Genomic DNA, 21,770 nt, shown 5'->3' with positions numbered 1-21,770 from the left:
TATTAATCCAAGCGGGCTGGGTCTACAGAATTTCCAATTAGTACGCACTCATACTTAGCTCTCGTAATCCCCACATAAAGCAACTCATCGAGTTGTTTGTGAAGGCTTGAGGCAAATACTTTCGCTTTTTCATTCACATCTGTAATGACAACTACAGGTGACTCCAAGCCCTTGAACTTGGCAATCGAGCGCCAGCGAATTTTTCCTTCAGTGCCCTCGATATCGAGCTGTGACAGGAGTGTGCGCTCGTCGGCATTACTAGCCCCACGCTCAAGCAGTTGGCCGACGGTGGAGTTCGTCTCTCCGAATGGGCTCAGAATCACGATGTCCCTGGTGTTGTAACGCTCAAGGAGTTTTCTGATTGTCGTTGCCAGGTGTTGAGTTTGTTTGTCATCTGAGCTGGTGACAATGTTCAGGCCGCCTTCGAATCCTTCTGGGATTCGGTGGCGGGCAATGTCGGTGTCGATGTTGATGATTCGAGGAATCATCTTGGCAAGTTCGGGGACTGTTCTGCAGTTGGTGCGAAGTCTCACATGAACCGTATCCGGCATGATGAGCTTCATGCGGGTGGCAGGGTCAATCGTCTGTTGACCTTCGCGCATGATCTGTTGATTGCGGTCACCAGCCCAGACGATAGAGGTGTCTGCCAACTTCTTCACATTGCACAAAGCAAGAACTAACTCAATGAGTTTGAGGTTGGCAGCTATGTCTTGGAACTCATCCACGCAAAGCGCTTCATAGCCACCTAGTGCAGGATTCTTCTCCAGTGCCTCAAGTGCTTTCTGGGGGAGCTCCACTTCAAACCAATCCGTGTCAGCACCTTCGGGGTTGGTATCTAGCCCACACATCTCCAACATGAGGGTGTTTAGGTCCTTCACGGTGATGTTGGGCCGGTTGAGGGTCAGAGCGAGTTCTTCCGCCATCATGTAGTTCCAGCAGGTTACGAGGGTTCGCTTGCCTTGCTTGGCATATTTCCTGGCCGCCTCTGCGAGAAGGAAGCTCTTTCCTGTGCCTGCCCCGCCATCAAAGTAGATGTGGTTGTTGTATTCGACGAGTTCCATGATGGCCAGCTGCTCATCGAGCATCTTCTGCTCGACTTTGTAGCGGGTCTTAGCTAGCTCTTCGGCGCTTTCATAACCGCGAAAGTTAGACAGTAGTGCTGAAGCCATGGCTTCAGCACGTTCTGCCGTGAACGCTGCGGGGTCGTAATTGACCTCGCCGTTGTCTGCGAAGAAACTGATGTGGTTTTCTAAGAGCTTTTCTATGGCTTGAACTGGCTTGTCTTTGTCTTCTGAGAGCCCGAGCTCCCACTCAAAGAACTGCATGTCTCCCACAGAGTTGTTGACGAACTGGTGGCGGGCGATGGATGTGAACCACAGCATGCGGGCAAAGGGGATGTCGTTGATGTTCTCATCGTGCTGCTTGAGGAAACCTCTGATGTTGGACCGTGCTCGAGAAACCTGTTGGAGGGGATCCTTGGTGGGGTTGGGGAGTTTATCTAGGTACCAATTGCCATCGGTGTATTCGACATACTTGGGGCTCTTAGTCTCGATAGCCACGATGCCTTTACCCGGGACGAAGACAATGAAGTCTGCTTCACCTTCTAAGGAGAACAAGTTATGGGCCAACTGGAGGGAATGAATCACAATCCAATCAGGGCGGTCGGGAATGCCCTCAAATGCTGTGAAAACTTCACGCTCTGACCTATTAGTTCCTGGCTTCGCGCCAGGTGGAATCATGGTGACCAAGTAAATCCCCCCTTGCATAGAAACTACCCCAACAAAGTTTTACTTGTGGGTTTCAATGTTTCTCTTGATTCTTCAAGCCTTATTGCGCGGGGGTAGTCTTGTATTAGTCAAACAAATGGGGGAAATATTATGACTAAGCGATTTGTCGCGCTATTTGCAATTCTCGGACTGGTTACAGGGTTGTCTGCCTGTTCGACGGGACCTTCTTATCCCAAAGAAGTTGTAGAAGGATACTTCTCAGCTATCAATGAAAATGACCCAGCAGCTGTTCTTGCTGCTCAAGAGTTCGCTGCTCAAGGTTCCAATGCAGATGCTTATGTGATTGAACAAAGCGCCCATAAACAAGCACAATTAGATGGCGGCTCGCTTGATCAGACAAAAACTGTCACTGTCTTTGAGCAGGACAAAGTCTTGCTGTGCGTGGAGGGTTACGACGAGCCTGAGGTTAAGAAAGACGATTTTTGCGCCACATATACGGATCTTATTTTCAAAGACGGAAAGCTATCTGACTTTAGTGCAGGTGGAAAATCTCTCAACGGCCGTCTCGCTCTAGGTAGCGGGGAGCTCACTCCAATTGGTGAAATTGGTACAGCACGCTACATCTCTTCGTACATCACCATTGCAGGGGACCTCGTCATTGTTGTTGAAATTACTTCTACAGCTGGTGATCTCTCGCTTCCTTGGGATGCAACTTACCTAGGAACAAATGGCCGCCAGGTTTCTGTTTCCTTCACGGACGGCCCTGGAGAACTAGCAGCAGGACGAGTCGGCAATGTTGCTTATAACTTCATTGGGGCATCATTTGGTGGTGCGCTGGAATTGAAATTCTATGACGCCGACTACAACGAAATCCCTATCTCTATCCAAACTCAGAAATAACGAGTCTTCGGCATCTAGCTAAGAACTTGTCCGTGACAGAAACATCTGTTGCGGACAAGTTCTTTCTTACTTAACCTGCAATATTCCCTTGGTCGAGTTCCCCAGGGCGTTTGTGGATTTTGATGCTCCTGACCCACATAGGGTGAACTTTGTTCATCACCTCAATAGGTATCACAAGTGGCTCTCGCCACAGTTGTGGATCTGTAAGCCCTCGAGCTTGTAGCCAACCACCCATGCCGTCCAGAACAGTCTCGAACTCGGGGCTTTCTTCTTGCAGTTGCTTGACCAAGCCTTTGAAGATCTTGGCTTAAGCGCTGCGGGCCTTGTCCCAGATGACATAGCTGGCTTTGTCTTTCTTGCGGCTAGGCCAGCCCAATTCTTCCATCATGTCCTGGGCTGCCAGCATCTCAGGAAGAATCTGGTCTGCCTCAAAGAGAATCTCGGTCCGTGCTCCACGACCTGTGTGTACAGGTGGAAAAGCTACGGCTTCCGCAATGATCGAGGGTGATTCAAAACGGCGCAGGAGCGTCTTATGAGGAGCGATTCTCCAGCCGGTGCTGACTCCAAAAGTGAAGTCTTTCAATCCATACAGTTCTTCATCTGACCAAACAGTCATTGTTCCCCTCCTTCATGGGATGAATAGTTATGCGTAACCCGATTCCCATTCGTAGAGGGTCACGGTGATGGCTGCGTCATCCCACACGCCACTTCGTATTTGTGCAGTTATTGCTTCGATGTCTTCTTTGAATCTCCAGAGCTCCAAACCGTAGCTCTGGATCTGTTCTCGGTTGAGATCAACGAATTGCTTCAGAGTGAGCTTGGCAATCCAGTCGGTGTAACTGGGTTCATCTACTCGAGTAAAAAGTGGGTTCCCGGTTAGAGGCCGTGGGTTCCACCACCACAGCTCTCTCGAGAAGAGATTTTTGTCGTTGACGTCTCTCACGACTAGCGACGTTCCCAGTGCAGGCATTGATGCCTCCTTACCCTCCGGTAATTCCAGACTCGCATGACCCACTGACATTTCCTCCCCAAGCAGGTTTAGCCATTGCTTATCCACACTGAGGTTCTGTCATGCCTGTTCTGTGGCATCCCCTCGGCACACTCTCGTGATGACCTTCCTCAATTTTTCTCACGTGCGTATCTTTGAGGAATTCCTTGCTCACGTCCTCACAGGTGAGGAGGGTAATGCTGAGAAGGGTGGTCATCTTTCAGGGCTGCGCCGAGAAAACAAGACTGAATTCCCACCCGAGTGGGATGAAGAGCACATACGTCACGCACTGGAAAGTGTGTTGGCATCTCCTCAATATGTGGAGATTGTGGGGTACAAAGTGGTGTTGAGTCGGATCGTTGCTGGAGTCAATATTCAGGTTGTTTTGATTTCTCGCCAATCGGCACTGATGCCTTTCGCGGCATACCCAACAGGTGGTCCCGGAGTTATTCAAAACATCATGGGTGTTCAACACCCACTGCCCCTCCACAATCCCAGGAACGGAAGATAAAATGACTGTCATGACCGACCCTATGACCGCAGCTCGGGGAATCTTAACCCTGCTGAGTGAAACTGTGCCCGAGAGTGATCTCACTCTTGCCAGAGAGACACTCGAGTTCGGCTATCCGCGGCTGGCAGTCTCTTGCGGCATATCCGCAGCTCACCAGGCCAATGCCTCGGTTTCTGAAGATATTCGTCATCTCGTTATCCATGAGTTCTCGTGGCCTGAAGATGAGCTGGCAGATGTTCTCAATGAACTGGAACACATTCCGCTTCGTGCGGCATAACTGTGGAGTACTGTGGGCGGGGAACATCCCGCCCACAGTACTTTCTCACTGTCTAGGGGTTCAGATCTGGGGTCACCCAGTGCGGTTCCAAGAGCTCTTTGGTCAGCAGCTCTGGCTCTTCACCAGCCCTGTAACGCTCTAACCAGTTCGTCCACTGCTGGGCATCCAGCCGGACGAACTGGACATTGTTCAGGCCCCAGGTTGTCGCTCTAGGAGCTGTGTTGTTCATCTCAGGCACGAGATGAAAGCTACGTCCTGTTTCTCGGAAAGCACCAGCCACCCATAACCCTCCCCAATGATGCGGTCAGAGTTGTTATCCACATCGGTGCTCAACTCGTGCGTGAGGAATAGTTTCGGTCTCTAGTCTCAGGTGATGACGATAGTCGAATCTTGTCTCGAACAATCCTCTGTAGATTTCCTTCAAGATGGCTTCCTCGCACAGCCTCACGAGCGTGGAGGTATTCATCTCGATGGCTGTTGGACTGTCAATAGTATTACGTTTCCGTTATACTATTGACATGAAATCGAAGCAGTTAGCACGGGATGTGCTGTGGAACATTGCAGAGTTGCAGCACGGGTTTGTGACTGCTCAGCAAGCGGTTGAGGCGGGAATCTCCACGCCGGGACTGCAAATGCTCGTGCACCGGGGGACACTAGTTCGCCAGGCACATGGCGTGTATCGCTTTCCAAAGTATCCCGTTAGTGAACATGGTCAGAAAATACTTGCTGTTCTGTGGACAGGAGTACCTGAAGCAGTGCTTTCCCATGAAACCGCTCTTGATGCTTATGGGCTGACAGATATCAATCCTCACGTGATACACCTGACGGTATCTCCACAACGCAGGATTCGCCGCACGGGGGGCGAAGCTTATGTTGTGCATTATGAAGATGTTGATGCCGCCGAGAAGGGGTGGTGGGAGGAGGTCCCCATAGTGCTAGCTTCGAAGGCAATAGAGCAGTGCATCGAAGGCGGTACACCGACCTACCTTTTGCGACAAGCACTAGAGAATGGCCAGAAGCAGGGCTATCTCACCACTGGCCAGCGAGAGGCATTGCAACTCAAGTTAGAGGCGCGTCATGAGTGAGGATGTTCTCCCCTCAAGAGTGGCCGAGATGCTGGAGGTATTGCCAGCCAAAGATAAGCAACCCGCTTCGGCAAAGGTTTTAGATGCCTGGATCTCTCACGCGCAAGGTCAGCTCGGTATCGAAGCACAAGGCGGGAGACTTGGCTGGTTGATTGCATCTTCCGTCGCAATTGCTGCGGTTCAACGTGCGTTAGATAGTGACGGGCGTCATCTCTTCCTCCTCAAGGGGGGAACGCTCCTGCAACATCGACTGAATTCGGTAGCACGAGCGACCAAAGACATCGATGGGCTCATCCGAGGTGACTTGGATGCGTTCTTTGTCGCGCTTGAAGGCGCACTTGCACTGCCATGGGGGCCCATTTCCTTGCGTCGTGGGGAAGTAGAAGAAATTCATGTGCCGACAAAACTTATCAATCCACGGAGATTCAATATCTATTTGGAAATTCGGGGTGTGACTTGGCGAAAAGTTGTTTTCGAAGTCTCTCCTGATGAAGCTCGGATTGGGGAAGAGCACGAACACGTCATTGCCCCGCCCCTCTCCGGCTTTGGTCTTCCAGATTCTGAAGTTTTAGTCGGAATAGCCCTGAAATACCAGATCGCTCAAAAGCTGCATGCCGTCAGCGATCCACACGAACCCCCAGGCTATATAAATGACCGCCCCAGAGATGTCATAGATTTACTGCTTCTGCGTGACTTGGTTGATGTAACAGGACATCCGACACTCGACGAGCTTCGCGAAGCTGCAGTTTCAGTATTTACAGCCCGTTCTACAGAAGCTGCACTGTCGGGGCTACCCGTGCGTCAATGGCCGCCTGTGGTTACAGCACACGACCACTGGGCGCAGGATTACTCGCATGCTGCTGCTTCTGCAGAATTTGACCTCAGCCTGGCTGACGCAATTGAGGAGTTGAACCTGTGGGTTCTCCACATAGATTCAGGGCTAGACGCTACTCATTATTAACACCGAGGTCTTGCTCAATCCAGTGAGGTGCGAGGATCTCTTCAGCCAAGGCATGAGGCTCTTCACCAGCCTGGTAACGCTCTAGCCAGTTCGTCCACTGCTGGGCACCCAGCCGTACGAACTGGATATTGTTCAGGCCCCAAGTTGTGGTGATGAGACTGTTCACTTGTCCCCTCTTGTGGAACTTCCTCACCTGAGTGTTGAGAACAACAAACTCTTCAGGGGTGAACCCTGAAGCTCTGAACTCGAGGGCTAACTCAATCCAGGTCTTACTGTTGGTGATGCCGGTCTTCCTGGCATGGTTGTCATGCAGAGCCATGATGGTTGCACCCAAGAACATGGGAGGGAACCGCAGCGTGGCTGCGGTCCATTCTCTGCGTTCATGTTCGGTGCAATCACCCCAGTGATCCTTAGTGGCCTCGCTTTCGCGTTCAAGGTTTCTCTTGTATTCCACAATGTCCACCAAGGTGTTGCGCTGCAGTAACCACTCGTAGGCGCTGAGCCCCTGGTCGTCCCAGTGTCTGGCCACAGCAACCCAGAGCCTATTCATGACAATGCCATCACGGCCATAGAGCTGCATGTTTTGTTGCTTGCCAATGTTGTTCAAGTCTGTGGGTGGGTTATCCAAGAGAGCATTGCTCCACAGCCTGCGCTCATGTGGCGGGATTGGTCCCCAGAGTTGTTCTCTGTGTTGGCGGAGATCTCTGGAAAGGGGTTCTTTCTCTCCTGAGACTCTGCCTAGGCGGTTTTCGGGTGCGGACATTGCTGCCTCCTTGTTGTTGTGGAGGCAGATGTCTCTGCACTCCATTGACTTATCCGAACTGCAGTTGCAGTTCGGATCCGTTCTTCCCCTAGGGCACCCCACTCAATGGTTGGGGGTTGCCGGATAGCTAGCTAGGTACTTGGCGCTATCGCTCTGGAACGTGGGATTAAGTATTGCAGGGGGTACGGACATTCCCTCCACACGTTTTCGCAGACGCTACTTTTCACGCAATTGGTATCTAGCGGGCACCAGACGGTGCTGCTTTATTACTGTGGCGTTAACGGCACCGTCAAAATGTGCGCGGCTGTGGCTATCTCAGCTGGGTTTGCAGCGATAGATATAGCGTAGATTTCAGATTAGATAAAATGTAGATTTCAATTTAGATAAAGTGTAGATTAATAACATGAAAGCGCACCGTTCCAGAGTGATCGACTCTGAGCTACATACAGAGCTCACAGTCATGGGCGCTGTGCTGCTAGAGGGGCCCAAGGCAGTTGGAAAGACCCAGTCCGCTTCCCAGGTAGCCCAGACCACATATCGACTTGATATGGATCGGGCGGCTCGGACCATGTTTGACGCAGACCCAGGACTGCTCTTTGACGCTCCGACTCCCATTCTTTTTGACGAATGGCAAGAACTTCCTGAACTTTGGAATGCGGTTCGCCGTGCAGTGGATGAACACAGCGAGAGAGGGCTTTATCTCCTCACAGGGTCTGCAACTCCTCGTGATAACGCAAGATTGCATCCTGGGGCTGGACGTATTAGTCGCATCATGATGAGACCAATGAGTTTGTTTGAATCTGGACACTCAACGGGAGAAGTCAGTCTTGCTTCAGTACTAGCTGGACACACCCCACAAGCTACTCCGAGCACAATGAGTGTGCGCGAAATTATTGAACGAATTGTCATTGGCGGATGGCCCGAAGCAGTAGAACTAGATGAGAATTTGGCACGGCGATGGATGGGAAACTATCTCAAGAACGTTGCTGAGGTCGACATCCCCGCTATGGGCCCGCGTCGCCAACCAGCAAATCTGAAGCGCCTGCTATCTGCCCTTGCGCGAGGAGTGGGAACTCCACTCAAACGAGCACCACTTGAGGTTGAGGCCGGTGGCGAAAGTGGACCAATCGCATCTGAAACGCTCAACAACTATCTCGATGCTCTTGAAAGACTGTTCCTGATCGAGACTCTCCCCGCATGGCGGCCTCATATGCGTTCACCATCGCAATTGCGCACATCAGCAGTGCATTACTTTGTTGACCCTTCCATTGGACCTGCGGCTCTGGGGATAGGAACTTCTGAGCTGTTAGCAGATTTGCCGGCTGCAGGGTTCCACTTTGAAGCTCTGGTCATGAGAGATATTCGCGTCTATAGCCAGGCTCTTGATGCCTCACTCTCCTCGTGGCGGGACACAAAGCTCAACAAAGAAGTTGACCTCATCATTGAACTTCCCAACGGATCATGGGCTGCAGTAGAAGTGAAATTAGGAGAAAACGCAACAGACGCGGCTGCAGCATCACTTCTATCTTTTGCAGAAAAGGTTGACACAGCACGACATGGCAAGCCTGTTGCTTTGATCGTCATTAACGCTGGAAGGTATACCTATCGTCGCCCTGACGGTGTACTTGTCATCCCTATTTCCGTGTTGGGGCCATAAGAATGTTCCAGGCCTTCACTGATGACTAAACACAAATTATGAGCAACCAGGGATGAGATCCCGATCTGCGATTGCTCTGCGAAGGTTCTCTTCTGCTCTGGCTAATTGTGACTGGTTGTCCAGAATGCGTTGACGCTCGAACGCTATTTCCTCGTTCGAGTCAACGCGGTAAGCGGCAGGTGTTCCGTCTGGGTGCCATTGGAATACTTCAATAGGACGGTAGGGGGCTGCCAGGAGTTCCTCGAGATGAGCGGTGTTACTAGCGATGGCTGCATGTGTTCCGTTGACCTCCATTTGGGCATAGTCAACTGCTTGCTGTTTCGTTGCACGAATGCTGTCGTAGTAGGCAAGTTCTGCTGGGGTGTAGGCGCAGGTTTCCACGCTCAGCGTTGAACGTGGAGTCACGGTGGTGGTGTTCCCTGGAGCAGAGGTATCGCTTTCTGTTCCTGCTGCAGTTTCGGGTGTGAGTTCTGCAGGTCCTGTTGTGTTGGAGTCGGTGGGTGACGGTGTTTCTGTTGCCGTCACTGTGGGCAGTGTGATGTCTCCATTGCTATAGGCAATAGCACCGGTGACGCCGCCGCCAACGAGCACGACGGCTGCGATAAAGAGGCCGTATACCTCGGCGCGCGATGCGCGCCCTCCCGTTACTGAACGTAAGCGTGCTGTGGTTCGTTGTGTTTTCTTGACTGATGTATCCATGGTGTTGTTCTTTCCCCTCAATGAATATGTGAAGTTAGTACTCTTCTTCGTGGTTCCACTCAGCGTCTGGATCAAACCCTGACCCGTATTGGGTCTCGGGATACCCGGTCATGGCTGAGTAGCCATGGGGACCGCTGTAGTAGTCCCCATTGTTCATGCCATCAATGTTGTCGCCGTCGTTCGACGGCGTCACCTGGGTGCTGCCCGGTGGGGGCGGTGTAAACATTGCTTTCACGATCGCAACGAAGAAGTAGATCACTCCCCATGCAGCGGCACCAATACCAGCAATAAGCAGAAAGCCTGCAATAAATTCCATAGTTGTTCCCTCCAGTTGTGACTGTAGAAGGGGGTACGGACATTCCCTCCACATCCAGAGGATGTTCTTCCCTCTCCACACTCTGAATTCCTCAACGAGGTGTGGTCAGCACAACAGCAACAATCGCGGGATGACCTTTCTCGATTACTCCCATGTGACGCTCACAGACGAGTTCATTGCTCATGTTTTGTTCGGTGAAGAGGGAGACCCAGGAAAGGGAGGACACCTCTCTGGGATGAAACATGAAAATAAGACGGAGTTCCCACCAGATTGGTCACAAGTACACATTGTGACTGCTCTTCAGAGCGTGCTGAAACAGCCGGACTTCGTTGAGCTGGTAGGCGCCAGAGTTTTCTTGAAGCGCATCGTTGCAGGCGTTGAGATCAGAGTTGAACTTGCTCCATATAAGTCAGCGCTTATTCCTTTTGCTGCCTACCCGCTCCGCGGACCAGGAGTTATCCAAAATGTGATGGGCGTTCAGGTGCCGAAGCCCTTCCACAATCTTAGGAACGGAAGATAATATGACTGTCATGACCGACCCCATGATTGCTGCACGAGGAATTCTTACTCTCATCAGCCAAACAGTTGACGAGGAAGACCTGACTCTTGCTCATGAATCACTCGATTATGGCTATCCTCGGAGCGCGGTTTATTACGGTGTTGCAGCAGCACGCCAGGCAGAGGCCCCCATTGCAGAGAACATTCGCCAACTCATCATTCATGAATTCGCTTGGCCAGAAGCAGAACTCAAAGATGTCATGGACCTACTCGAACACATCCCGCTCCAAGCGGCATAAGTGAATCTAATTTGTGGGTGGAGCTGACGCTCCACCCACATCTACTTAACCCGTGATGTTGGCTGCGCCAGCTCCTCCACAGGAGGAGCTGCGAGGTCCGTGCGCACAGTAATGAGTTAGCCGGGTTTTTGCTCGCTGAGCTTTTCTACTCTGTGGCGCATGGCCTTCGAATCCTTTGCGCATGTTCCGGTTACTGAGGAACTCCTTCGGCACGTATGGGAAGGAGAGAAAGACTCCATCAAGGGCGGCCATCGTCACGGGCTTAGACGCGAAGGAAAGACTGAATTTCCTGCACATTGGGATCTCGCGATGGTGGATGCCTCTATTCGTGCAGTTCTGAGTCTTCCGGAGAGCATCCGGGTCAGAGGGCCGGAGCTCATCTGTTTCCGTCAAGTTGGAGACGTACTACTGAAAGTAATTCTTCGGAGTAATTCGGCGGGGCTGTTCATCTTCACTGCGTATCCGGTTTCAGGACACGGGGTGATTATCAACCAGAAAGGGAAGGCAATTCCTTGTCCACTCGATTTATCTGTTTTGGAGTTTTAGTATGAGATTTATGGACAATAGTGAATTCGTGGCCCGGGCGCTTAGAGATTACCTGCGCCCATTGGTGGGCGAAGCAGAGGTCACGCACATTGATAGTGATATCAATGCAGGTGAACCGGATGCAGGAATCTTCACTGGAATCAGCATTGCTCAGCACTTTGGAATTGCACTTCCACCGATTTTTCGCGAAAAGATTGTCGAACTGGGAAAGTTGCCCCTGAATTGGGACGTCATGCTTCTCGAAGACTTTGATGCCTTGCCAGCCTTTTGGCAGCAGGCTTCATAACCCTTTAGTTCAGTGCCACCAGCAATGTGCAGATGGTGCTGATCAGCAAGACAGGAACCCAGGTGTTCCTTTCCTTCTTGCTGCGTGAGATGGAATTCATGATGAGCCCTGCCACGGTGAAGCCAAACCAAATCCAGTTGACCACGGTGTTCCAGCTGGGGTCTAACAATGTGGGAAGCACCCCGGCCTGAGCAAGGTAGTGACCTGCTTGGGCAAGCATGATGACGACAGATACTGCTGCGCCTACTCGAAGCTGCGTGGGGAGGGGGCCCTTCTTCTGGCCACCCATTGTGTATTCACCCCAGGGTGCTCCGGCAACGAGTGCTATCTGGAATGCGAACACTCCTAGAGAGATAACAACCACAATCAGGGACGCAACGGTAACAACGTTCATGGCTTCAGTCTAGGAATCAGCTCAAGCTCTCGTCCACAATCTGGGTAACAGGGGTCCTATCCACGGAAGTGGGAACTGTTGCTACTAGGCAATACCTGTCTTCATACTCTTTACGGATGTTGTTTGAATCCTTTGCGCATGTCCCCATTACGGAGGAACTCCTTCGGCACGTGTGGGAGGGGGAAGAAGATCCATCTAAAGGCGGCCATCGCTATGGACTTGGCCGCGAGAGGAAGTCAGAGTTCCCAGAGGGCTGGGACCTTTCCATGGTGAGAATGGCTATCGAAAATGTGTTGAGCTCGCCTCAATTAATCAGTGGCCGTCAATCAAACACCGTGTGTCTGAAGCAAATCGGAAACATCATTGTGCTGGTTAAGTTGGTGACGACCTCCAAGGGAATGAGAATTTCAACTTCTTACCCAGTGTGTGGAGATGGAGTGTTTCGCAACGTGAGAGGACTCAAAGTGAGCCTTCCCCTCGATTTGTCAGTATTGGAGGCATAAAATGACCGCTATGGAAGAAAGCGAATTTGTTGTTCATGCACTACGTGACTTCTTGCGACCCTTCGTGGGCGAACAGGAAGTTCGTCTTATGGATATCGAGCTCAATTGTGGCGAGCCGGTATCAGCCATCATCACAGGGCTCGGAATTGCTCAGCATTTCAATATCTGGCTTCCGCCCATCTTCGAAGAGAAGATTCTTCCTCTCGAAGATCAAACAGACCTCGAACGTGAGGTCATTACAGAACAGCTGCGTAGCCTTCCTGCGTATCTCGAGGCAGCTTCATAATATTCAACTAGAAATGAGAAATGGCCTCCCGGTTGGGAGGCCATTTCTCTTTGTTTGTTTTTGTGGCTTAGTCGCGGGCGATAGCCAGGAACTGCAGAATCTGCATGTAGAGCCAGACCACGGTGACCATGATGCTGAAGGCACCGGTCCATGCGAACTTCGCAGGAGCCTTGTTCTGCACTCCGCGCTGAACCATGTCGAAGTCCAGGACAAGTGAGTAGGCAGCCAAGAGGATAACCAGAGGGCCAATGATCAGACCTAGAGGGATACCGAAGATCTCAACGCTGTTGAGGCCGAAGGTGCCACTGGTGGCACCGAAGGCCTGCATCAGCATGCTGACCACGGAGAAGATCAGATACGCAATAATCGCGATGAAGAAGATCTTGGTAGCACGAGCCGAAGCGCGGATCTTGCCGTTCGCAAAAAGGGCGAGGGTGACACCCACGACCACGATGGTGGCAATGACAGCCTGAGCAACAATGCCGCTCCACTGAGCGTCGAAGACGAGGGAGATACCACCGAGGAGAACACCCTCAAGTGCGGCATAGGCAAGGATCAGTGCGGGCACTGGCTCCTTCTTGAAGATGTTGACCATAGCCAAGACGAAAGCACCAATACCGGCGACGGTGATCATTCCCATGCCGAGGGCGGGGTTCATGCTGGTGATGACCCATCCGGCGACAGCGCCGACGATGAGGACCATGAAAGAGATGAAGGACTTCGCAATGGTGTCTTCGTAGGTCATGGCGCGCTCAGGAGCGCGGTTGGCCGACGGTGCGTCATAGAGAGCCTGGAGCTCTGCAGCAGTCGCGTTAGGCGAGAAGGCCTTGTTGCCGGTGAAGGCGGGGTTGTTAACAGCCATGATGGTTGTCAGTTCCTTTCAGGAAGTTGTGCGCTTTCTGGGCGCAACAACAACGATACCGAGTGCTACCCCTGTGTTTCTTGAGAATTCGCTGTGTTTATCTGACTTTCCACAGAAAGAGCCTCCGGGCTCTGCAACCTCCAATCAAGCGGATAAAGTATAAATAGTGCTTACTTATTTTACTTTATGACCATAAAGTATAATAAGAACAGCTTTATTGGAGGTTAGGAGGCAACATGACATCACGCAAGAAGCCCCCAACGTTCCCTGTGTCTCCGCATGGCAACCGCACTGTTTCGTGGCAGCAAAGCCAACGTGCGGGAACAAAAGAAGACCGCATGACGAGAGAAGTAACGGTCAGCCTGCCCCCATTATTGGCGCAGATCACCTTGCCTGTGCCGGATGGCATGACAGAGGAGCTGCGCCAAGCTCACAATGCCGTGGTGGAAACCGATGCCCGGTATGGGCATGCACTCACTGCTTTGAATACTTTTCTTATTCGAACTGAAGGGGTTGCTTCGTCCAAGATCGAGCAGGTTGAGGCATCAGCGATGGACTATGCCCTGGCATTAGCTGGAAAGCATGGCAATGCCTCTGCCATTGCCATGGTTGATGCTGGTAGCGCGATTAATCAGCTTGTTTCAGGCTCGACCTGTGGCACAGGAATTACGGGAAAAGCTATCTTGGCCGCACATCAAACTTTGATGAAATCCGACCCAACAGAAGTTAACTTTGCGGGTAAATGGCGAACCATGCAGAACTGGATTGGGGGAAGTAATTACGCTCCCCGCAATGCGCTGTATGTTCCACCACCGGCCGAGACAGTCGAAATGTATATGTCTGATCTATTGGCCTTTGCTCACCGTCAAGACTTAGATCCTCTTGTCCAAGCCACGCTTGTTCATGCTCAATTTGAGTCAATTCACCCATTTACAGATGGAAATGGCCGTATCGGAAGGGCGCTGATTAATGCTGTGCTTCGTTATCGCGCAGTGACGTCGAGAACGATTGTTCCTTTGGCCAGCGCGTTGGTAGCGAATACCGAACGGTATTTCGCTGCACTCGGCGCATATCGCAGGGGAGACCTTGCCCCCTTGCTCAGGGAGTTTGTTTCTGGAACCCGTATTGCTGCAGAGGAAACACAAGTTGCTGCCGGAACACTCGTGGGCATGCCAGCGATGTGGCATGACAGGTTAGAAACTCGCGAAGGTTCCGCATCTCGAAGATTGATCGATGTTTTGTTAGACGTCCAAACCTTGACTAGTCAGTGGGTTGAGAAAGAATTAGAGCTCACCCCACGATCAGCTCTAGGGGGAATAGACGAACTCGAGGAAGCTGGCATCGTGACTGAGATAACCGGGCGCCAGCGCAACCGGGTATGGGTTGTATCTGAGGTCATGGCAGAACTTGAAGAACTCAATCGCAGGATTGGAGCGAGAGTCAATGGATAGCACGCAGGAGATGACAGAGTACGAAGCGGTCAAGGAATCTCTACTCGCTGAAGCCTCACCTGTTGAGCTTCAGGCATATCAACGAGCACGTGACGCGGCATTAGTGCGAACCAATATTGCTGAAATGATTTATGTTCTTCGGCAGAGGGCAGGACTTAGCCAAGCGCAATTAGCGCAGCGTGTAGGAACCAGCCAGACCGTTATCTCTTCTCTCGAGAGCGGTTCTCGTATGCCACAGCTCACTACTTTGATGAAAATTGCTGAGGCCCTGGGTACTTCATTTGAAATTTGCCTTGGTGACGACTCGTATTCGTCCACCCCCATGGCATCCTAGAAACATGACTGCTCGCCCTCTCGTCATCGCCCACCGAGGCGCCAGTGGCTATCACCCCGAGCACACCCTCGGCGCCTACGAATTGGCTATTCAGCTGGGTTCAGACGCTATTGAGCCGGACCTCGTTGTCTCCAAAGACGGTGTCTTGATTATTCGCCACGAGAACGAAATCTCGGGCACCACGAACGTGGCAGAAAAGCCAGAGTTTGCGGACCGCATGACCACCAAGGTAGTTGACGGGGAAGAACTCACCGGCTGGTTCACCGAAGACTTCACCTGGGCTGAGCTCTCGACACTGATGTGTCGTGAACGATTGCCGGAACTGCGTCCGGCTAATCGTGAACACGACGACAAGCACGGCATTCTGCGCTTCATTGATTTGCTCGAGATCGCAGATGAAGCCCCAGGTGGTTTGAGCCTGGTGGTGGAGCTGAAGCACCCCACGTATTTTGCTGGGCTGGGTTACAGCTTTGAAGCATTGCTGACCCAGGATCTTTTCTTAGCTGGCTGGCGCACGGATGATCCTCGCCTAATCATTGAGAGTTTTGAGAAGAGCATCATGGTGCGCTTGCGTGAACTTGGCATAGGTTCGCAGCACTTTTACATCATGGACAATCTCCACACGGCTTTTGATGAGCTGGTCTGGGCTCGTTCAGAAGGTGTGCCCTCTATTAGCAATAACGATGAACTCTCTGATGCGGGCTTGGAAGCATTCGCTGGCCGTCTTGATGGCTTGGCCCTTGCTTCCTCTCTGCTTTTTGATGGCACTGAAGAAGAACTGAAGAATGGCCAAGCCATTGTTCAGAAGGCTCATGACTTGGGGTTGAAAATCTTTACCTGGACACTGCGCCCAGAGAATGAGTTCTTGCCACCCATGTTCAGAACGGCAGAAGGTCCTGGTTCTCGGGGGAACTGGCAGGACTTCTACGAGATGATCTGGAAGCTGGGTGTGGACGGCGCCTTCGCCGACCACCCCGACTTGGCTGTCCGTACTCGCCCGTAGACTTGACGGGCTATGAGTGAGCTTTCTTCTGCCGATCCGTTACTGGATGGCCTGAACCCCCAACAGCTAGAAGCTGTGCAATACCGGGGCCCTGCATTGCTCATTGTTGCTGGTGCGGGCTCGGGGAAAACGAGTGTGCTCACCCGCCGTATTGCTTCACTTATTCGTAACCGCGAAGCATGGCCTAGCCAGATCTTGGCCATCACCTTTACTAATAAGGCAGCTGCTGAAATGCGCGAACGCGCAGAGAAGATGCTGGGCATCGCCACCGAGGGAATGTGGATCTCCACCTTCCACTCGTCTTGCGTGCGCATTCTCCGCCGGGAGGCAGAGAACTTTGGTTTCACCAAAGCGTTTACCATCTATGACTCTCACGACTCTCGCACCCTGATCAAGCGTTTGATCAAGGAATACGAAGCAGACACCTATGGGCTTTCTGTCTCCGGTGTTGCCGGCAAGATTTCTCGTTTGAAGAACGAGCTCTCTGACGTGGACAGCTATTCACGCAATGCCAACCTCAACGACCCCACCGAAGTGAAGTTCCTTGAGGTCTTCCGCGGGTATACCCGTGCGTTGCAGGCAGCGAATGCTTTCGACTTCGATGACTTGATTGCGCAGACCGTGTTCTTGTTCCGTGCGTTCCCGCACGTGGCAGATCACTACCGCAAGCAGTTTCGTCACGTCCTGGTCGATGAGTACCAGGACACGAACCACGCTCAGTATGCGCTCATCCACGAGCTCACCCGAGAGACCGCTGATGGCATGCCTGGCGGATCACTGACCGTGGTCGGTGACTCCGACCAGTCCATCTATGCCTTCCGTGGCGCAGACATGCGCAATATTGCCGAGTTCGAGCGTGACTTCACGGGCGCTCACGTGGTGATGCTGGAGCAGAACTACCGCTCTACCCAGACCATTCTTTCTGCAGCTAACTCAGTGATCTCCAACAACTTTGACCGCAAGGACAAGAAGCTCTGGAGTGATGTGGGAGACGGTGAGCTCATTGTGGGCTTCACCGGTTACTCCGCACACGATGAAGCTCAGTTCGTCGTTGATGAGATCAGTACTCTCCACGGTGCAGGTATGGGTTACAACGAGATGGCTGTGTTCTATCGCACCAACTCTCAGACCCGTGCGTTGGAAGAAATCTTCATTCGCTCTGCTGTGCCCTACCGAATCTTGGGCGGCACGAAGTTCTATGAGCGTGCGGAAATCAAAGACATCCTGGGTTACCTAGTCACCATTGCCAACCCTGCTGATTCTCTCGCTGTGCGCAGAATCTTGAACGTTCCCAAGCGCGGTATTGGCCCTGCAACCGAAACAGGTCTGCAGAACTATGCCGACACCAACCAGATCACGCTGCGCGAAGCACTGCGCTCTGCGGACTCTCTTGGATTAGGCCCCAAAGTTTCTGGTGCGATCGCCAAGCTGTCAGGCCTCATTGATGAGGCCACAGCATTGGCGGAGTCTGGTCCAGTCGGTGATGTGCTGACTCGCATCTTGGAAGAGACCGGGTATGTGGATCTGCTGCGTGCAACACGAGACCCTCAAGATGAAGCTCGTGCCGAGAACGTGGAAGAACTCTTGGCGGTGACCAAGGAATTCGACAAAAACAACCCTGGTGGCACACTCATTGACTTCCTCACTGAGGTTTCTCTCGTTGCAGCAGCGGACGAACTCGATGACGCCAGTGGAACGGTCTCCCTGATGACCCTCCACACCGCCAAGGGCTTGGAATACAACGCAGTGTTTATTACCGGCGTGGAGGAAGAACTTCTCCCTCACCGAATGTCCGCTGGTGAACCTGGTGGACCTGCCGAAGAGCGCCGTCTGTTCTATGTGGGTATTACCCGTGCTCGCAAACGCTTGTTCCTCTCTCTAGCGATGAGCCGTGCCCAGTTTGGTCAGACCAACGTGGCAATGCCTTCGCGCTATCTGCAAGAGATTCCCTCTGAGCTCATTGAATGGCGCCAGTCACCCGGCATGGCCAATGGCCGTGACGGTTACCAGTCACGTGCACTCAATGCTCGCGGTTCTCGCTATGACGGTGGCTTTGGCTCAAGTGAACTTGGTGGCTGGGGTTCAACCGAGGGTGGTTGGAACTCTCTCGAGGCAACTCCGAAACCCAAGACCGAATGGGCTAACCGCGTCACGAACAAGATTCGTGACAACGGCGACTTAGAGCTGGTTGCCGGGGACCGTATTTCTCACGCCGACTTTGGTGAGGGAACGGTAAACCAAGTCACGGGCGAAGGCGCGAAGCGCGTTGCCCACGTGAAGTTTGATTCTGCAGGAGCGAAGAAGCTCCTGATCAAGATCGCTCCGATTGAGAAGCTCTAGATACCTGCGTTGCCACCCAGCAGCGAACCAATGAAGTAGGTCACAGCGAGAGCAGCTGCGCCACCAATGGTCACGCGCAGGATTGCGCGGGGGACTGGTGCCCCACCAATGAATGCGCCCACGCCGCCGGTGAGGGCTAAAGCAATCAGTGAAGCAGCAACAGTTGCTGGAATCTTTGCAGCGCCGGGAACCAGCAGAACTGCGAGCAAAGGCAGGATGGCACCTGCAAAGAAGGAGATCGCCGACGAGATGGCAGCTGCCATCGGGTTGGTGAGTTCTTCCTGGTTGATACCAAGCTCAATGTCGAGGTGGGTCTTGAGGGCGTCTACTTCGGTCATTTCAACCGCAACCTGGCGTGCTGTTGCCGGCTTGAGGCCCTGTGCTTCATAAAGAGCCACGAGTTCTTCGAGTTCTTCTTCAGGGAATTCTTCGAGTTCGCGACGTTCTTTGTTGATCCAGGCCTTCTCAGAGTCACGCTGGCTGGAAACAGAAACATATTCACCCAGAGCCATCGAGATGGCACCTGCGGACAGACCGGCGACACCGGTGAGCAGCAGCGCTGCTGGATCCTGTGTTGCTGCGGCAACACCGACCATCAGGGCGGCGATGGAGACAATGCCGTCGTTTGCACCAAGAACACCGGCACGGAGCCAGTTCAACTTGCTGTTTGAAGCGGCGTCGTGGGGTTCAAAACCTTGTGCGTGGACTGTTTCAGGCATACCTCTACTCTGTCAGCTCTGTCTTGTTGCTGCCACTTTGGTTAGCCATACCTAATAGGAGGTGTAATTCGCGAAAAAAACAGGTAAAGTCGAACCAGTCAATTTATCTTGATATCAAGTTACTTTTAACTATTCAGATTTATTTACACTCCCCTCTTTATCGCTCAACGCGGATTAGGAAATCACGTGGATCTTTACGAATACCAAGCCAGGGACCTATTCGAGAGCTACGGTGTTCCCGTGCTCGCTGGCATCATCGCAGACACCCCTGCTGAAGCTCGTGCTGCAGCAGAAAAGCTGGGCGGCGTTGTCGTCGTCAAGGCTCAGGTCAAGGTTGGCGGCCGCGGTAAGGCTGGCGGCGTCAAGGTCGCTAAGACCCCTGAGGAAGCTGAAGAAGCAGCAAAGGCCATTCTTGGTCTCGACATCAAGGGCCACGTCGTCAAGCGCGTCATGGTTGCCGCTGGTGCTCGCATTGCTGAAGAGTTCTACTTCTCCGTACTGCTGGACCGTGCAAACCGCTCTTACCTCTCGCTGACTTCCTACGAAGGTGGCATGGAGATCGAGCAGCTCGCAGTCGAGCGTCCCGAGGCTCTTGCTCGCATCGAGGTCAACCCCATCAAGGGCATCGACCTGGCTGAAGCCAAGCGCATTGCTGTTGCAGCTAAGTTCCCTGCAGAGCTCGTAGACAAGGTTGCTCCTGTCTTCGTCAAGCTCTACGAGGTTTACACCGGCGAAGACGCCACTCTCGTTGAGGTCAACCCATTGGTTCTCACCGAAGAAGGCGACATCATCGCTCTCGACGGCAAGGTCTCCCTCGATGAGAACGCTGAGTTCCGTCACGAGAACCACGCAGCACTCGAAGACAAGGCAGCTGCTGACCCTCTCGAGGCCAAGGCTAAGGCTGCAGACCTCAACTACGTCAAGCTTGACGGTGAGGTTGGCATCATCGGTAACGGTGCAGGTCTCGTGATGAGCACCCTCGACGTTGTTGCTTACGCTGGTGAGAAGCACGGTGGGGTCAAGCCCGCTAACTTCCTCGACATCGGTGGTGGAGCTTCTGCTGAGGTTATGGCTGCTGGTCTCGATGTCATCCTCGGTGACGCCCAGGTCAAGAGCGTTTTCGTCAACGTCTTCGGTGGTATCACCGCATGTGACGCTGTGGCAAACGGTATCGTCCAGGCATTGGCAACTCTCGGTTCCGCTGCTAACAAGCCTCTCGTTGTTCGCCTTGACGGCAACAACGTCGACGAGGGTCGTCGTATCCTCGCCGAGGCTAACCACCCACTCGTAACCATCGCAGACAGCATGGATGACGGCGCCGACAAGGCCGCTGAACTCGCTGCCCGCTAAGCCCTCACGAATATTCAAGGATAAGAAATGTCAATCTTTCTGAACAAAGACTCCAAGGTCATCGTGCAGGGCATCACCGGTGGTGAGGGCTCCAAGCACACCGCTCGTATGCTCGCAGCTGGCACCCAGATCGTCGGTGGTGTGAACGCTCGCAAGGCAGGCACCACTGTGACTCACGGTGACGTTGAGCTTCCCGTTTTCGCCACCGTTGCAGAAGCAATGGCAGCAACCGGCGCTGATGTCTCGATCGCATTCGTTCCTCCTGCATTCACCAAGGATGCCGTTGTCGAAGCAATCGACGCAGAGATTCCTCTGCTCGTCATCATCACCGAGGGCGTTCCCGTTCAGGACTCTGCTGAGTTCTGGGCATACGCCAAGGAGAAGGGTGCGAAGACTCGCATCATTGGTCCTAACTGCCCCGGCATCATCACCCCTGGTGAGGCACTCGTAGGTATTACCCCTGCGAACATCACCGGCAAGGGCCCCATCGGTCTGGTTTCCAAGTCTGGAACCCTGACCTACCAGATGATGTTCGAGCTGCGCGACCTCGGCTTCTCAACCGCTATTGGTATTGGTGGAGACCCCATCATCGGCACCACTCACATCGATGCACTTGCTGCATTCGAGGCTGACCCCGAGACCAAAGCCATCGTCATGATCGGTGAAATCGGTGGTGACGCTGAAGAGCGCGCTGCAGACTTCATCAAGGCGAACGTAACCAAGCCAGTTGTTGGCTATGTTGCTGGCTTCACCGCTCCCGAAGGTAAGACCATGGGTCACGCTGGTGCAATCGTTTCTGGTTCCGCTGGAACCGCTCAGGCAAAGAAGGAAGCCCTCGAGGCTGCCGGCGTCAAGGTTGGAAAGACTCCTTCCGAGGCTGCTCGCCTGATGCGCGAAATCATGGCAAGCCTCTAATTCAGGCTGCTTTCACTCGGCGCTTCCCTTCGGGGGAGCGCCGAGTTCGTTTAACCCCAACTGTCCACATCTGGTCCAAAATCATGGTCGAGCTGGCAGA

27 protein-coding genes and 1 riboswitch are annotated in these 21,770 nt (G+C 52.9%); of the genes, 17 read left to right on the top strand and 10 right to left on the bottom strand.

Annotation, left to right across the window (positions count from 1 at the left end; translation table 11 throughout):
- Nucleotides 1-2: 2 nt before the first annotated feature.
- On the bottom strand, nucleotides 3-1,739 hold the full coding sequence (locus M2118_RS02845) for a nuclease-related domain-containing DEAD/DEAH box helicase (RefSeq protein ID WP_280794460.1): 1,737 nt from the start codon (nucleotides 1,737-1,739) through the stop codon (nucleotides 3-5).
- 138 nt (nucleotides 1,740-1,877) lie between these two features.
- On the opposite strand from M2118_RS02845, the gene M2118_RS02840 reads away from it, so the two are divergent.
- Nucleotides 1,878-2,627, top strand: coding sequence for a hypothetical protein (locus tag M2118_RS02840; RefSeq protein WP_280794459.1), 750 nt, complete (start codon nucleotides 1,878-1,880; stop codon nucleotides 2,625-2,627).
- Between the two features lie 307 nt (nucleotides 2,628-2,934).
- Here the strand turns inward: M2118_RS02840 and M2118_RS02835 are convergent, their stop codons facing one another.
- Together M2118_RS02835 and M2118_RS02830 are read right to left on the bottom strand one after the other, a co-directional pair.
- A complete protein-coding gene (locus M2118_RS02835) occupies nucleotides 2,935-3,243 on the bottom strand; it encodes a hypothetical protein (protein WP_280794458.1) in 309 nt (102 codons plus the stop codon).
- Between the two features lie 27 nt (nucleotides 3,244-3,270).
- On the bottom strand, nucleotides 3,271-3,597 hold the full coding sequence (locus M2118_RS02830; protein WP_280794457.1) for a hypothetical protein: 327 nt from the start codon (nucleotides 3,595-3,597) through the stop codon (nucleotides 3,271-3,273).
- Between the two features lie 112 nt (nucleotides 3,598-3,709).
- Between M2118_RS02830 and M2118_RS02825 the strand changes: the two genes are divergently transcribed.
- Together M2118_RS02825 and M2118_RS02820 are read left to right on the top strand one after the other, a co-directional pair.
- Nucleotides 3,710-4,126 (top strand): EndoU domain-containing protein, encoded by a 417-nt coding sequence (locus M2118_RS02825; RefSeq protein ID WP_280794456.1) that lies wholly within the window; start codon nucleotides 3,710-3,712, stop codon nucleotides 4,124-4,126.
- 10 nt (nucleotides 4,127-4,136) lie between these two features.
- A complete protein-coding gene (locus M2118_RS02820) occupies nucleotides 4,137-4,403 on the top strand; it encodes a hypothetical protein (protein ID WP_280794455.1) in 267 nt (88 codons plus the stop codon).
- A gap of 52 nt (nucleotides 4,404-4,455) precedes the next feature.
- On the opposite strand, the gene M2118_RS02815 is transcribed toward M2118_RS02820, so the two are convergent.
- Nucleotides 4,456-4,641 carry a hypothetical protein gene (locus M2118_RS02815; protein ID WP_280794454.1) on the bottom strand — a complete coding sequence of 62 codons (186 nt, stop codon included), beginning with the start codon at nucleotides 4,639-4,641 and terminating at the stop codon, nucleotides 4,456-4,458.
- A 280-nt stretch (nucleotides 4,642-4,921) separates the two neighbouring features.
- Between M2118_RS02815 and M2118_RS02810 the strand changes: the two genes are divergently transcribed.
- Together M2118_RS02810 and M2118_RS02805 are read left to right on the top strand one after the other, a co-directional pair.
- Entirely contained in the window at nucleotides 4,922-5,488 is a 567-nt protein-coding gene (locus M2118_RS02810; protein ID WP_280794453.1) for a type IV toxin-antitoxin system AbiEi family antitoxin domain-containing protein, read from the top strand.
- A complete protein-coding gene (locus M2118_RS02805) occupies nucleotides 5,481-6,449 on the top strand; it encodes a nucleotidyl transferase AbiEii/AbiGii toxin family protein (protein WP_280794452.1) in 969 nt (322 codons plus the stop codon). The genes M2118_RS02810 and M2118_RS02805 overlap by 8 nt, the downstream gene beginning before the upstream one ends.
- Here M2118_RS02805 and M2118_RS02800 read toward each other — a convergent pair.
- Entirely contained in the window at nucleotides 6,436-7,212 is a 777-nt protein-coding gene (locus M2118_RS02800; protein WP_280794451.1) for a hypothetical protein, read from the bottom strand. The genes M2118_RS02805 and M2118_RS02800 overlap by 14 nt on opposite strands.
- A gap of 40 nt (nucleotides 7,213-7,252) precedes the next feature.
- Nucleotides 7,253-7,372: riboswitch (SAM riboswitch) on the bottom strand.
- 243 nt (nucleotides 7,373-7,615) lie between these two features.
- Between M2118_RS02800 and M2118_RS02795 the strand changes: the two genes are divergently transcribed.
- Nucleotides 7,616-8,869, top strand: a complete 1,254-nt coding sequence (locus M2118_RS02795) for an ATP-binding protein (protein WP_280794450.1) — start codon at nucleotides 7,616-7,618, stop codon at nucleotides 8,867-8,869.
- Between the two features lie 36 nt (nucleotides 8,870-8,905).
- On the opposite strand, the gene M2118_RS02790 is transcribed toward M2118_RS02795, so the two are convergent.
- Together M2118_RS02790 and M2118_RS02785 are read right to left on the bottom strand one after the other, a co-directional pair.
- A complete protein-coding gene (locus M2118_RS02790) occupies nucleotides 8,906-9,568 on the bottom strand; it encodes a hypothetical protein (RefSeq protein ID WP_280794449.1) in 663 nt (220 codons plus the stop codon).
- A 34-nt stretch (nucleotides 9,569-9,602) separates the two neighbouring features.
- Nucleotides 9,603-9,884 carry a hypothetical protein gene (locus M2118_RS02785; protein WP_280794448.1) on the bottom strand — a complete coding sequence of 94 codons (282 nt, stop codon included), beginning with the start codon at nucleotides 9,882-9,884 and terminating at the stop codon, nucleotides 9,603-9,605.
- A 130-nt stretch (nucleotides 9,885-10,014) separates the two neighbouring features.
- Here M2118_RS02785 and M2118_RS02780 point away from each other — a divergent pair, with 130 nt between their 5' ends.
- The 4 genes from M2118_RS02780 to M2118_RS02765 all read left to right on the top strand — a co-directional run bounded on the left by M2118_RS02780 (nucleotide 10,015) and on the right by M2118_RS02765 (nucleotide 11,513).
- Nucleotides 10,015-10,404, top strand: a complete 390-nt coding sequence (locus M2118_RS02780) for an EndoU domain-containing protein (protein ID WP_280794447.1) — start codon at nucleotides 10,015-10,017, stop codon at nucleotides 10,402-10,404.
- Nucleotide 10,405: 1 nt separating this feature from the next.
- Entirely contained in the window at nucleotides 10,406-10,681 is a 276-nt protein-coding gene (locus M2118_RS02775) for a hypothetical protein (RefSeq protein ID WP_280794446.1), read from the top strand.
- Between the two features lie 159 nt (nucleotides 10,682-10,840).
- Nucleotides 10,841-11,227 (top strand): hypothetical protein, encoded by a 387-nt coding sequence (locus M2118_RS02770; RefSeq protein WP_280794445.1) that lies wholly within the window; start codon nucleotides 10,841-10,843, stop codon nucleotides 11,225-11,227.
- Between the two features lie 10 nt (nucleotides 11,228-11,237).
- Nucleotides 11,238-11,513 (top strand): hypothetical protein, encoded by a 276-nt coding sequence (locus M2118_RS02765; protein ID WP_280794444.1) that lies wholly within the window; start codon nucleotides 11,238-11,240, stop codon nucleotides 11,511-11,513.
- Between the two features lie 4 nt (nucleotides 11,514-11,517).
- On the opposite strand, the gene M2118_RS02760 is transcribed toward M2118_RS02765, so the two are convergent.
- Nucleotides 11,518-11,907: a hypothetical protein gene (locus tag M2118_RS02760; protein ID WP_280794443.1), complete on the bottom strand. Its 390-nt coding sequence runs from the start codon at nucleotides 11,905-11,907 to the stop codon at nucleotides 11,518-11,520.
- Nucleotides 11,908-12,411: 504 nt separating this feature from the next.
- Here M2118_RS02760 and M2118_RS02755 point away from each other — a divergent pair.
- Nucleotides 12,412-12,696, top strand: a complete 285-nt coding sequence (locus M2118_RS02755) for a hypothetical protein (protein ID WP_280794442.1) — start codon at nucleotides 12,412-12,414, stop codon at nucleotides 12,694-12,696.
- A 67-nt stretch (nucleotides 12,697-12,763) separates the two neighbouring features.
- Here M2118_RS02755 and M2118_RS02750 read toward each other — a convergent pair whose 3' ends face one another.
- A complete protein-coding gene (locus tag M2118_RS02750; RefSeq protein ID WP_280794441.1) occupies nucleotides 12,764-13,558 on the bottom strand; it encodes a Bax inhibitor-1/YccA family protein in 795 nt (264 codons plus the stop codon).
- A 236-nt stretch (nucleotides 13,559-13,794) separates the two neighbouring features.
- Between M2118_RS02750 and M2118_RS02745 the strand changes: the two genes are divergently transcribed.
- From M2118_RS02745 to M2118_RS02730, 4 genes are read left to right on the top strand one after another with little or no spacing between them, the layout of a single operon-like run.
- Nucleotides 13,795-15,009 carry a Fic family protein gene (locus M2118_RS02745; protein ID WP_280794440.1) on the top strand — a complete coding sequence of 405 codons (1,215 nt, stop codon included), beginning with the start codon at nucleotides 13,795-13,797 and terminating at the stop codon, nucleotides 15,007-15,009.
- Nucleotides 15,002-15,343: a helix-turn-helix transcriptional regulator gene (locus M2118_RS02740; RefSeq protein WP_280794439.1), complete on the top strand. Its 342-nt coding sequence runs from the start codon at nucleotides 15,002-15,004 to the stop codon at nucleotides 15,341-15,343. Before M2118_RS02745 ends, M2118_RS02740 begins: the two co-directional genes overlap by 8 nt.
- A 4-nt stretch (nucleotides 15,344-15,347) precedes the next feature.
- Complete coding sequence (locus tag M2118_RS02735; RefSeq protein WP_280794438.1) at nucleotides 15,348-16,346, top strand: glycerophosphodiester phosphodiesterase family protein; 999 nt, start codon at nucleotides 15,348-15,350, stop codon at nucleotides 16,344-16,346.
- A 12-nt stretch (nucleotides 16,347-16,358) separates the two neighbouring features.
- Nucleotides 16,359-18,686: an ATP-dependent helicase gene (locus M2118_RS02730; protein ID WP_280794437.1), complete on the top strand. Its 2,328-nt coding sequence runs from the start codon at nucleotides 16,359-16,361 to the stop codon at nucleotides 18,684-18,686.
- Here the strand turns inward: M2118_RS02730 and M2118_RS02725 are convergent.
- Nucleotides 18,683-19,405 (bottom strand): VIT1/CCC1 transporter family protein, encoded by a 723-nt coding sequence (locus M2118_RS02725; RefSeq protein ID WP_280794436.1) that lies wholly within the window; start codon nucleotides 19,403-19,405, stop codon nucleotides 18,683-18,685. The two genes, M2118_RS02730 and M2118_RS02725, sit on opposite strands and share 4 nt — an antisense overlap.
- 186 nt (nucleotides 19,406-19,591) lie before the next feature.
- Between M2118_RS02725 and sucC the strand changes: the two genes are divergently transcribed.
- Complete coding sequence (sucC, locus tag M2118_RS02720) at nucleotides 19,592-20,755, top strand: ADP-forming succinate--CoA ligase subunit beta (RefSeq protein ID WP_280794435.1); 1,164 nt, start codon at nucleotides 19,592-19,594, stop codon at nucleotides 20,753-20,755.
- Between the two features lie 27 nt (nucleotides 20,756-20,782).
- Nucleotides 20,783-21,670, top strand: a complete 888-nt coding sequence (gene sucD, locus M2118_RS02715; protein WP_280794434.1) for a succinate--CoA ligase subunit alpha — start codon at nucleotides 20,783-20,785, stop codon at nucleotides 21,668-21,670.
- Nucleotides 21,671-21,770: the final 100 nt, after the last annotated feature.

It is taken from the genome of Aurantimicrobium minutum (genome assembly GCF_029892845.1).
GTDB lineage: Bacteria > Actinomycetota > Actinomycetes > Actinomycetales > Microbacteriaceae > Aurantimicrobium > Aurantimicrobium minutum_B.
Note: the sequence above shows the minus strand (reverse complement) of the source record. Positions and strands in the feature narration are given on the sequence as shown.

Coding starts and splice junctions, on each gene's coding strand:
- M2118_RS02845 (WP_280794460.1), bottom strand. CDS start 1,739: ATGATTCCACCTGGCGCGAAGCCAGGAACTAATAGGTCAGAGCGTGAA.
- M2118_RS02840 (WP_280794459.1), top strand. CDS start 1,878: ATGACTAAGCGATTTGTCGCGCTATTTGCAATTCTCGGACTGGTTACA.
- M2118_RS02835 (WP_280794458.1), bottom strand. CDS start 3,243: ATGACTGTTTGGTCAGATGAAGAACTGTATGGATTGAAAGACTTCACT.
- M2118_RS02830 (WP_280794457.1), bottom strand. CDS start 3,597: ATGCCTGCACTGGGAACGTCGCTAGTCGTGAGAGACGTCAACGACAAA.
- M2118_RS02820 (WP_280794455.1), top strand. CDS start 4,137: ATGACCGACCCTATGACCGCAGCTCGGGGAATCTTAACCCTGCTGAGT.
- M2118_RS02810 (WP_280794453.1), top strand. CDS start 4,922: ATGAAATCGAAGCAGTTAGCACGGGATGTGCTGTGGAACATTGCAGAG.
- M2118_RS02805 (WP_280794452.1), top strand. CDS start 5,481: ATGAGTGAGGATGTTCTCCCCTCAAGAGTGGCCGAGATGCTGGAGGTA.
- M2118_RS02800 (WP_280794451.1), bottom strand. CDS start 7,212: ATGTCCGCACCCGAAAACCGCCTAGGCAGAGTCTCAGGAGAGAAAGAA.
- M2118_RS02795 (WP_280794450.1), top strand. CDS start 7,616: ATGAAAGCGCACCGTTCCAGAGTGATCGACTCTGAGCTACATACAGAG.
- M2118_RS02790 (WP_280794449.1), bottom strand. CDS start 9,568: ATGGATACATCAGTCAAGAAAACACAACGAACCACAGCACGCTTACGT.
- M2118_RS02785 (WP_280794448.1), bottom strand. CDS start 9,884: ATGGAATTTATTGCAGGCTTTCTGCTTATTGCTGGTATTGGTGCCGCT.
- M2118_RS02780 (WP_280794447.1), top strand. CDS start 10,015: ATGACCTTTCTCGATTACTCCCATGTGACGCTCACAGACGAGTTCATT.
- M2118_RS02775 (WP_280794446.1), top strand. CDS start 10,406: ATGACTGTCATGACCGACCCCATGATTGCTGCACGAGGAATTCTTACT.
- M2118_RS02770 (WP_280794445.1), top strand. CDS start 10,841: ATGGCCTTCGAATCCTTTGCGCATGTTCCGGTTACTGAGGAACTCCTT.
- M2118_RS02765 (WP_280794444.1), top strand. CDS start 11,238: ATGGACAATAGTGAATTCGTGGCCCGGGCGCTTAGAGATTACCTGCGC.
- M2118_RS02760 (WP_280794443.1), bottom strand. CDS start 11,907: ATGAACGTTGTTACCGTTGCGTCCCTGATTGTGGTTGTTATCTCTCTA.
- M2118_RS02755 (WP_280794442.1), top strand. CDS start 12,412: ATGACCGCTATGGAAGAAAGCGAATTTGTTGTTCATGCACTACGTGAC.
- M2118_RS02750 (WP_280794441.1), bottom strand. CDS start 13,558: ATGGCTGTTAACAACCCCGCCTTCACCGGCAACAAGGCCTTCTCGCCT.
- M2118_RS02745 (WP_280794440.1), top strand. CDS start 13,795: ATGACATCACGCAAGAAGCCCCCAACGTTCCCTGTGTCTCCGCATGGC.
- M2118_RS02740 (WP_280794439.1), top strand. CDS start 15,002: ATGGATAGCACGCAGGAGATGACAGAGTACGAAGCGGTCAAGGAATCT.
- M2118_RS02735 (WP_280794438.1), top strand. CDS start 15,348: ATGACTGCTCGCCCTCTCGTCATCGCCCACCGAGGCGCCAGTGGCTAT.
- M2118_RS02730 (WP_280794437.1), top strand. CDS start 16,359: ATGAGTGAGCTTTCTTCTGCCGATCCGTTACTGGATGGCCTGAACCCC.
- M2118_RS02725 (WP_280794436.1), bottom strand. CDS start 19,405: ATGCCTGAAACAGTCCACGCACAAGGTTTTGAACCCCACGACGCCGCT.
- sucD (WP_280794434.1), top strand. CDS start 20,783: ATGTCAATCTTTCTGAACAAAGACTCCAAGGTCATCGTGCAGGGCATC.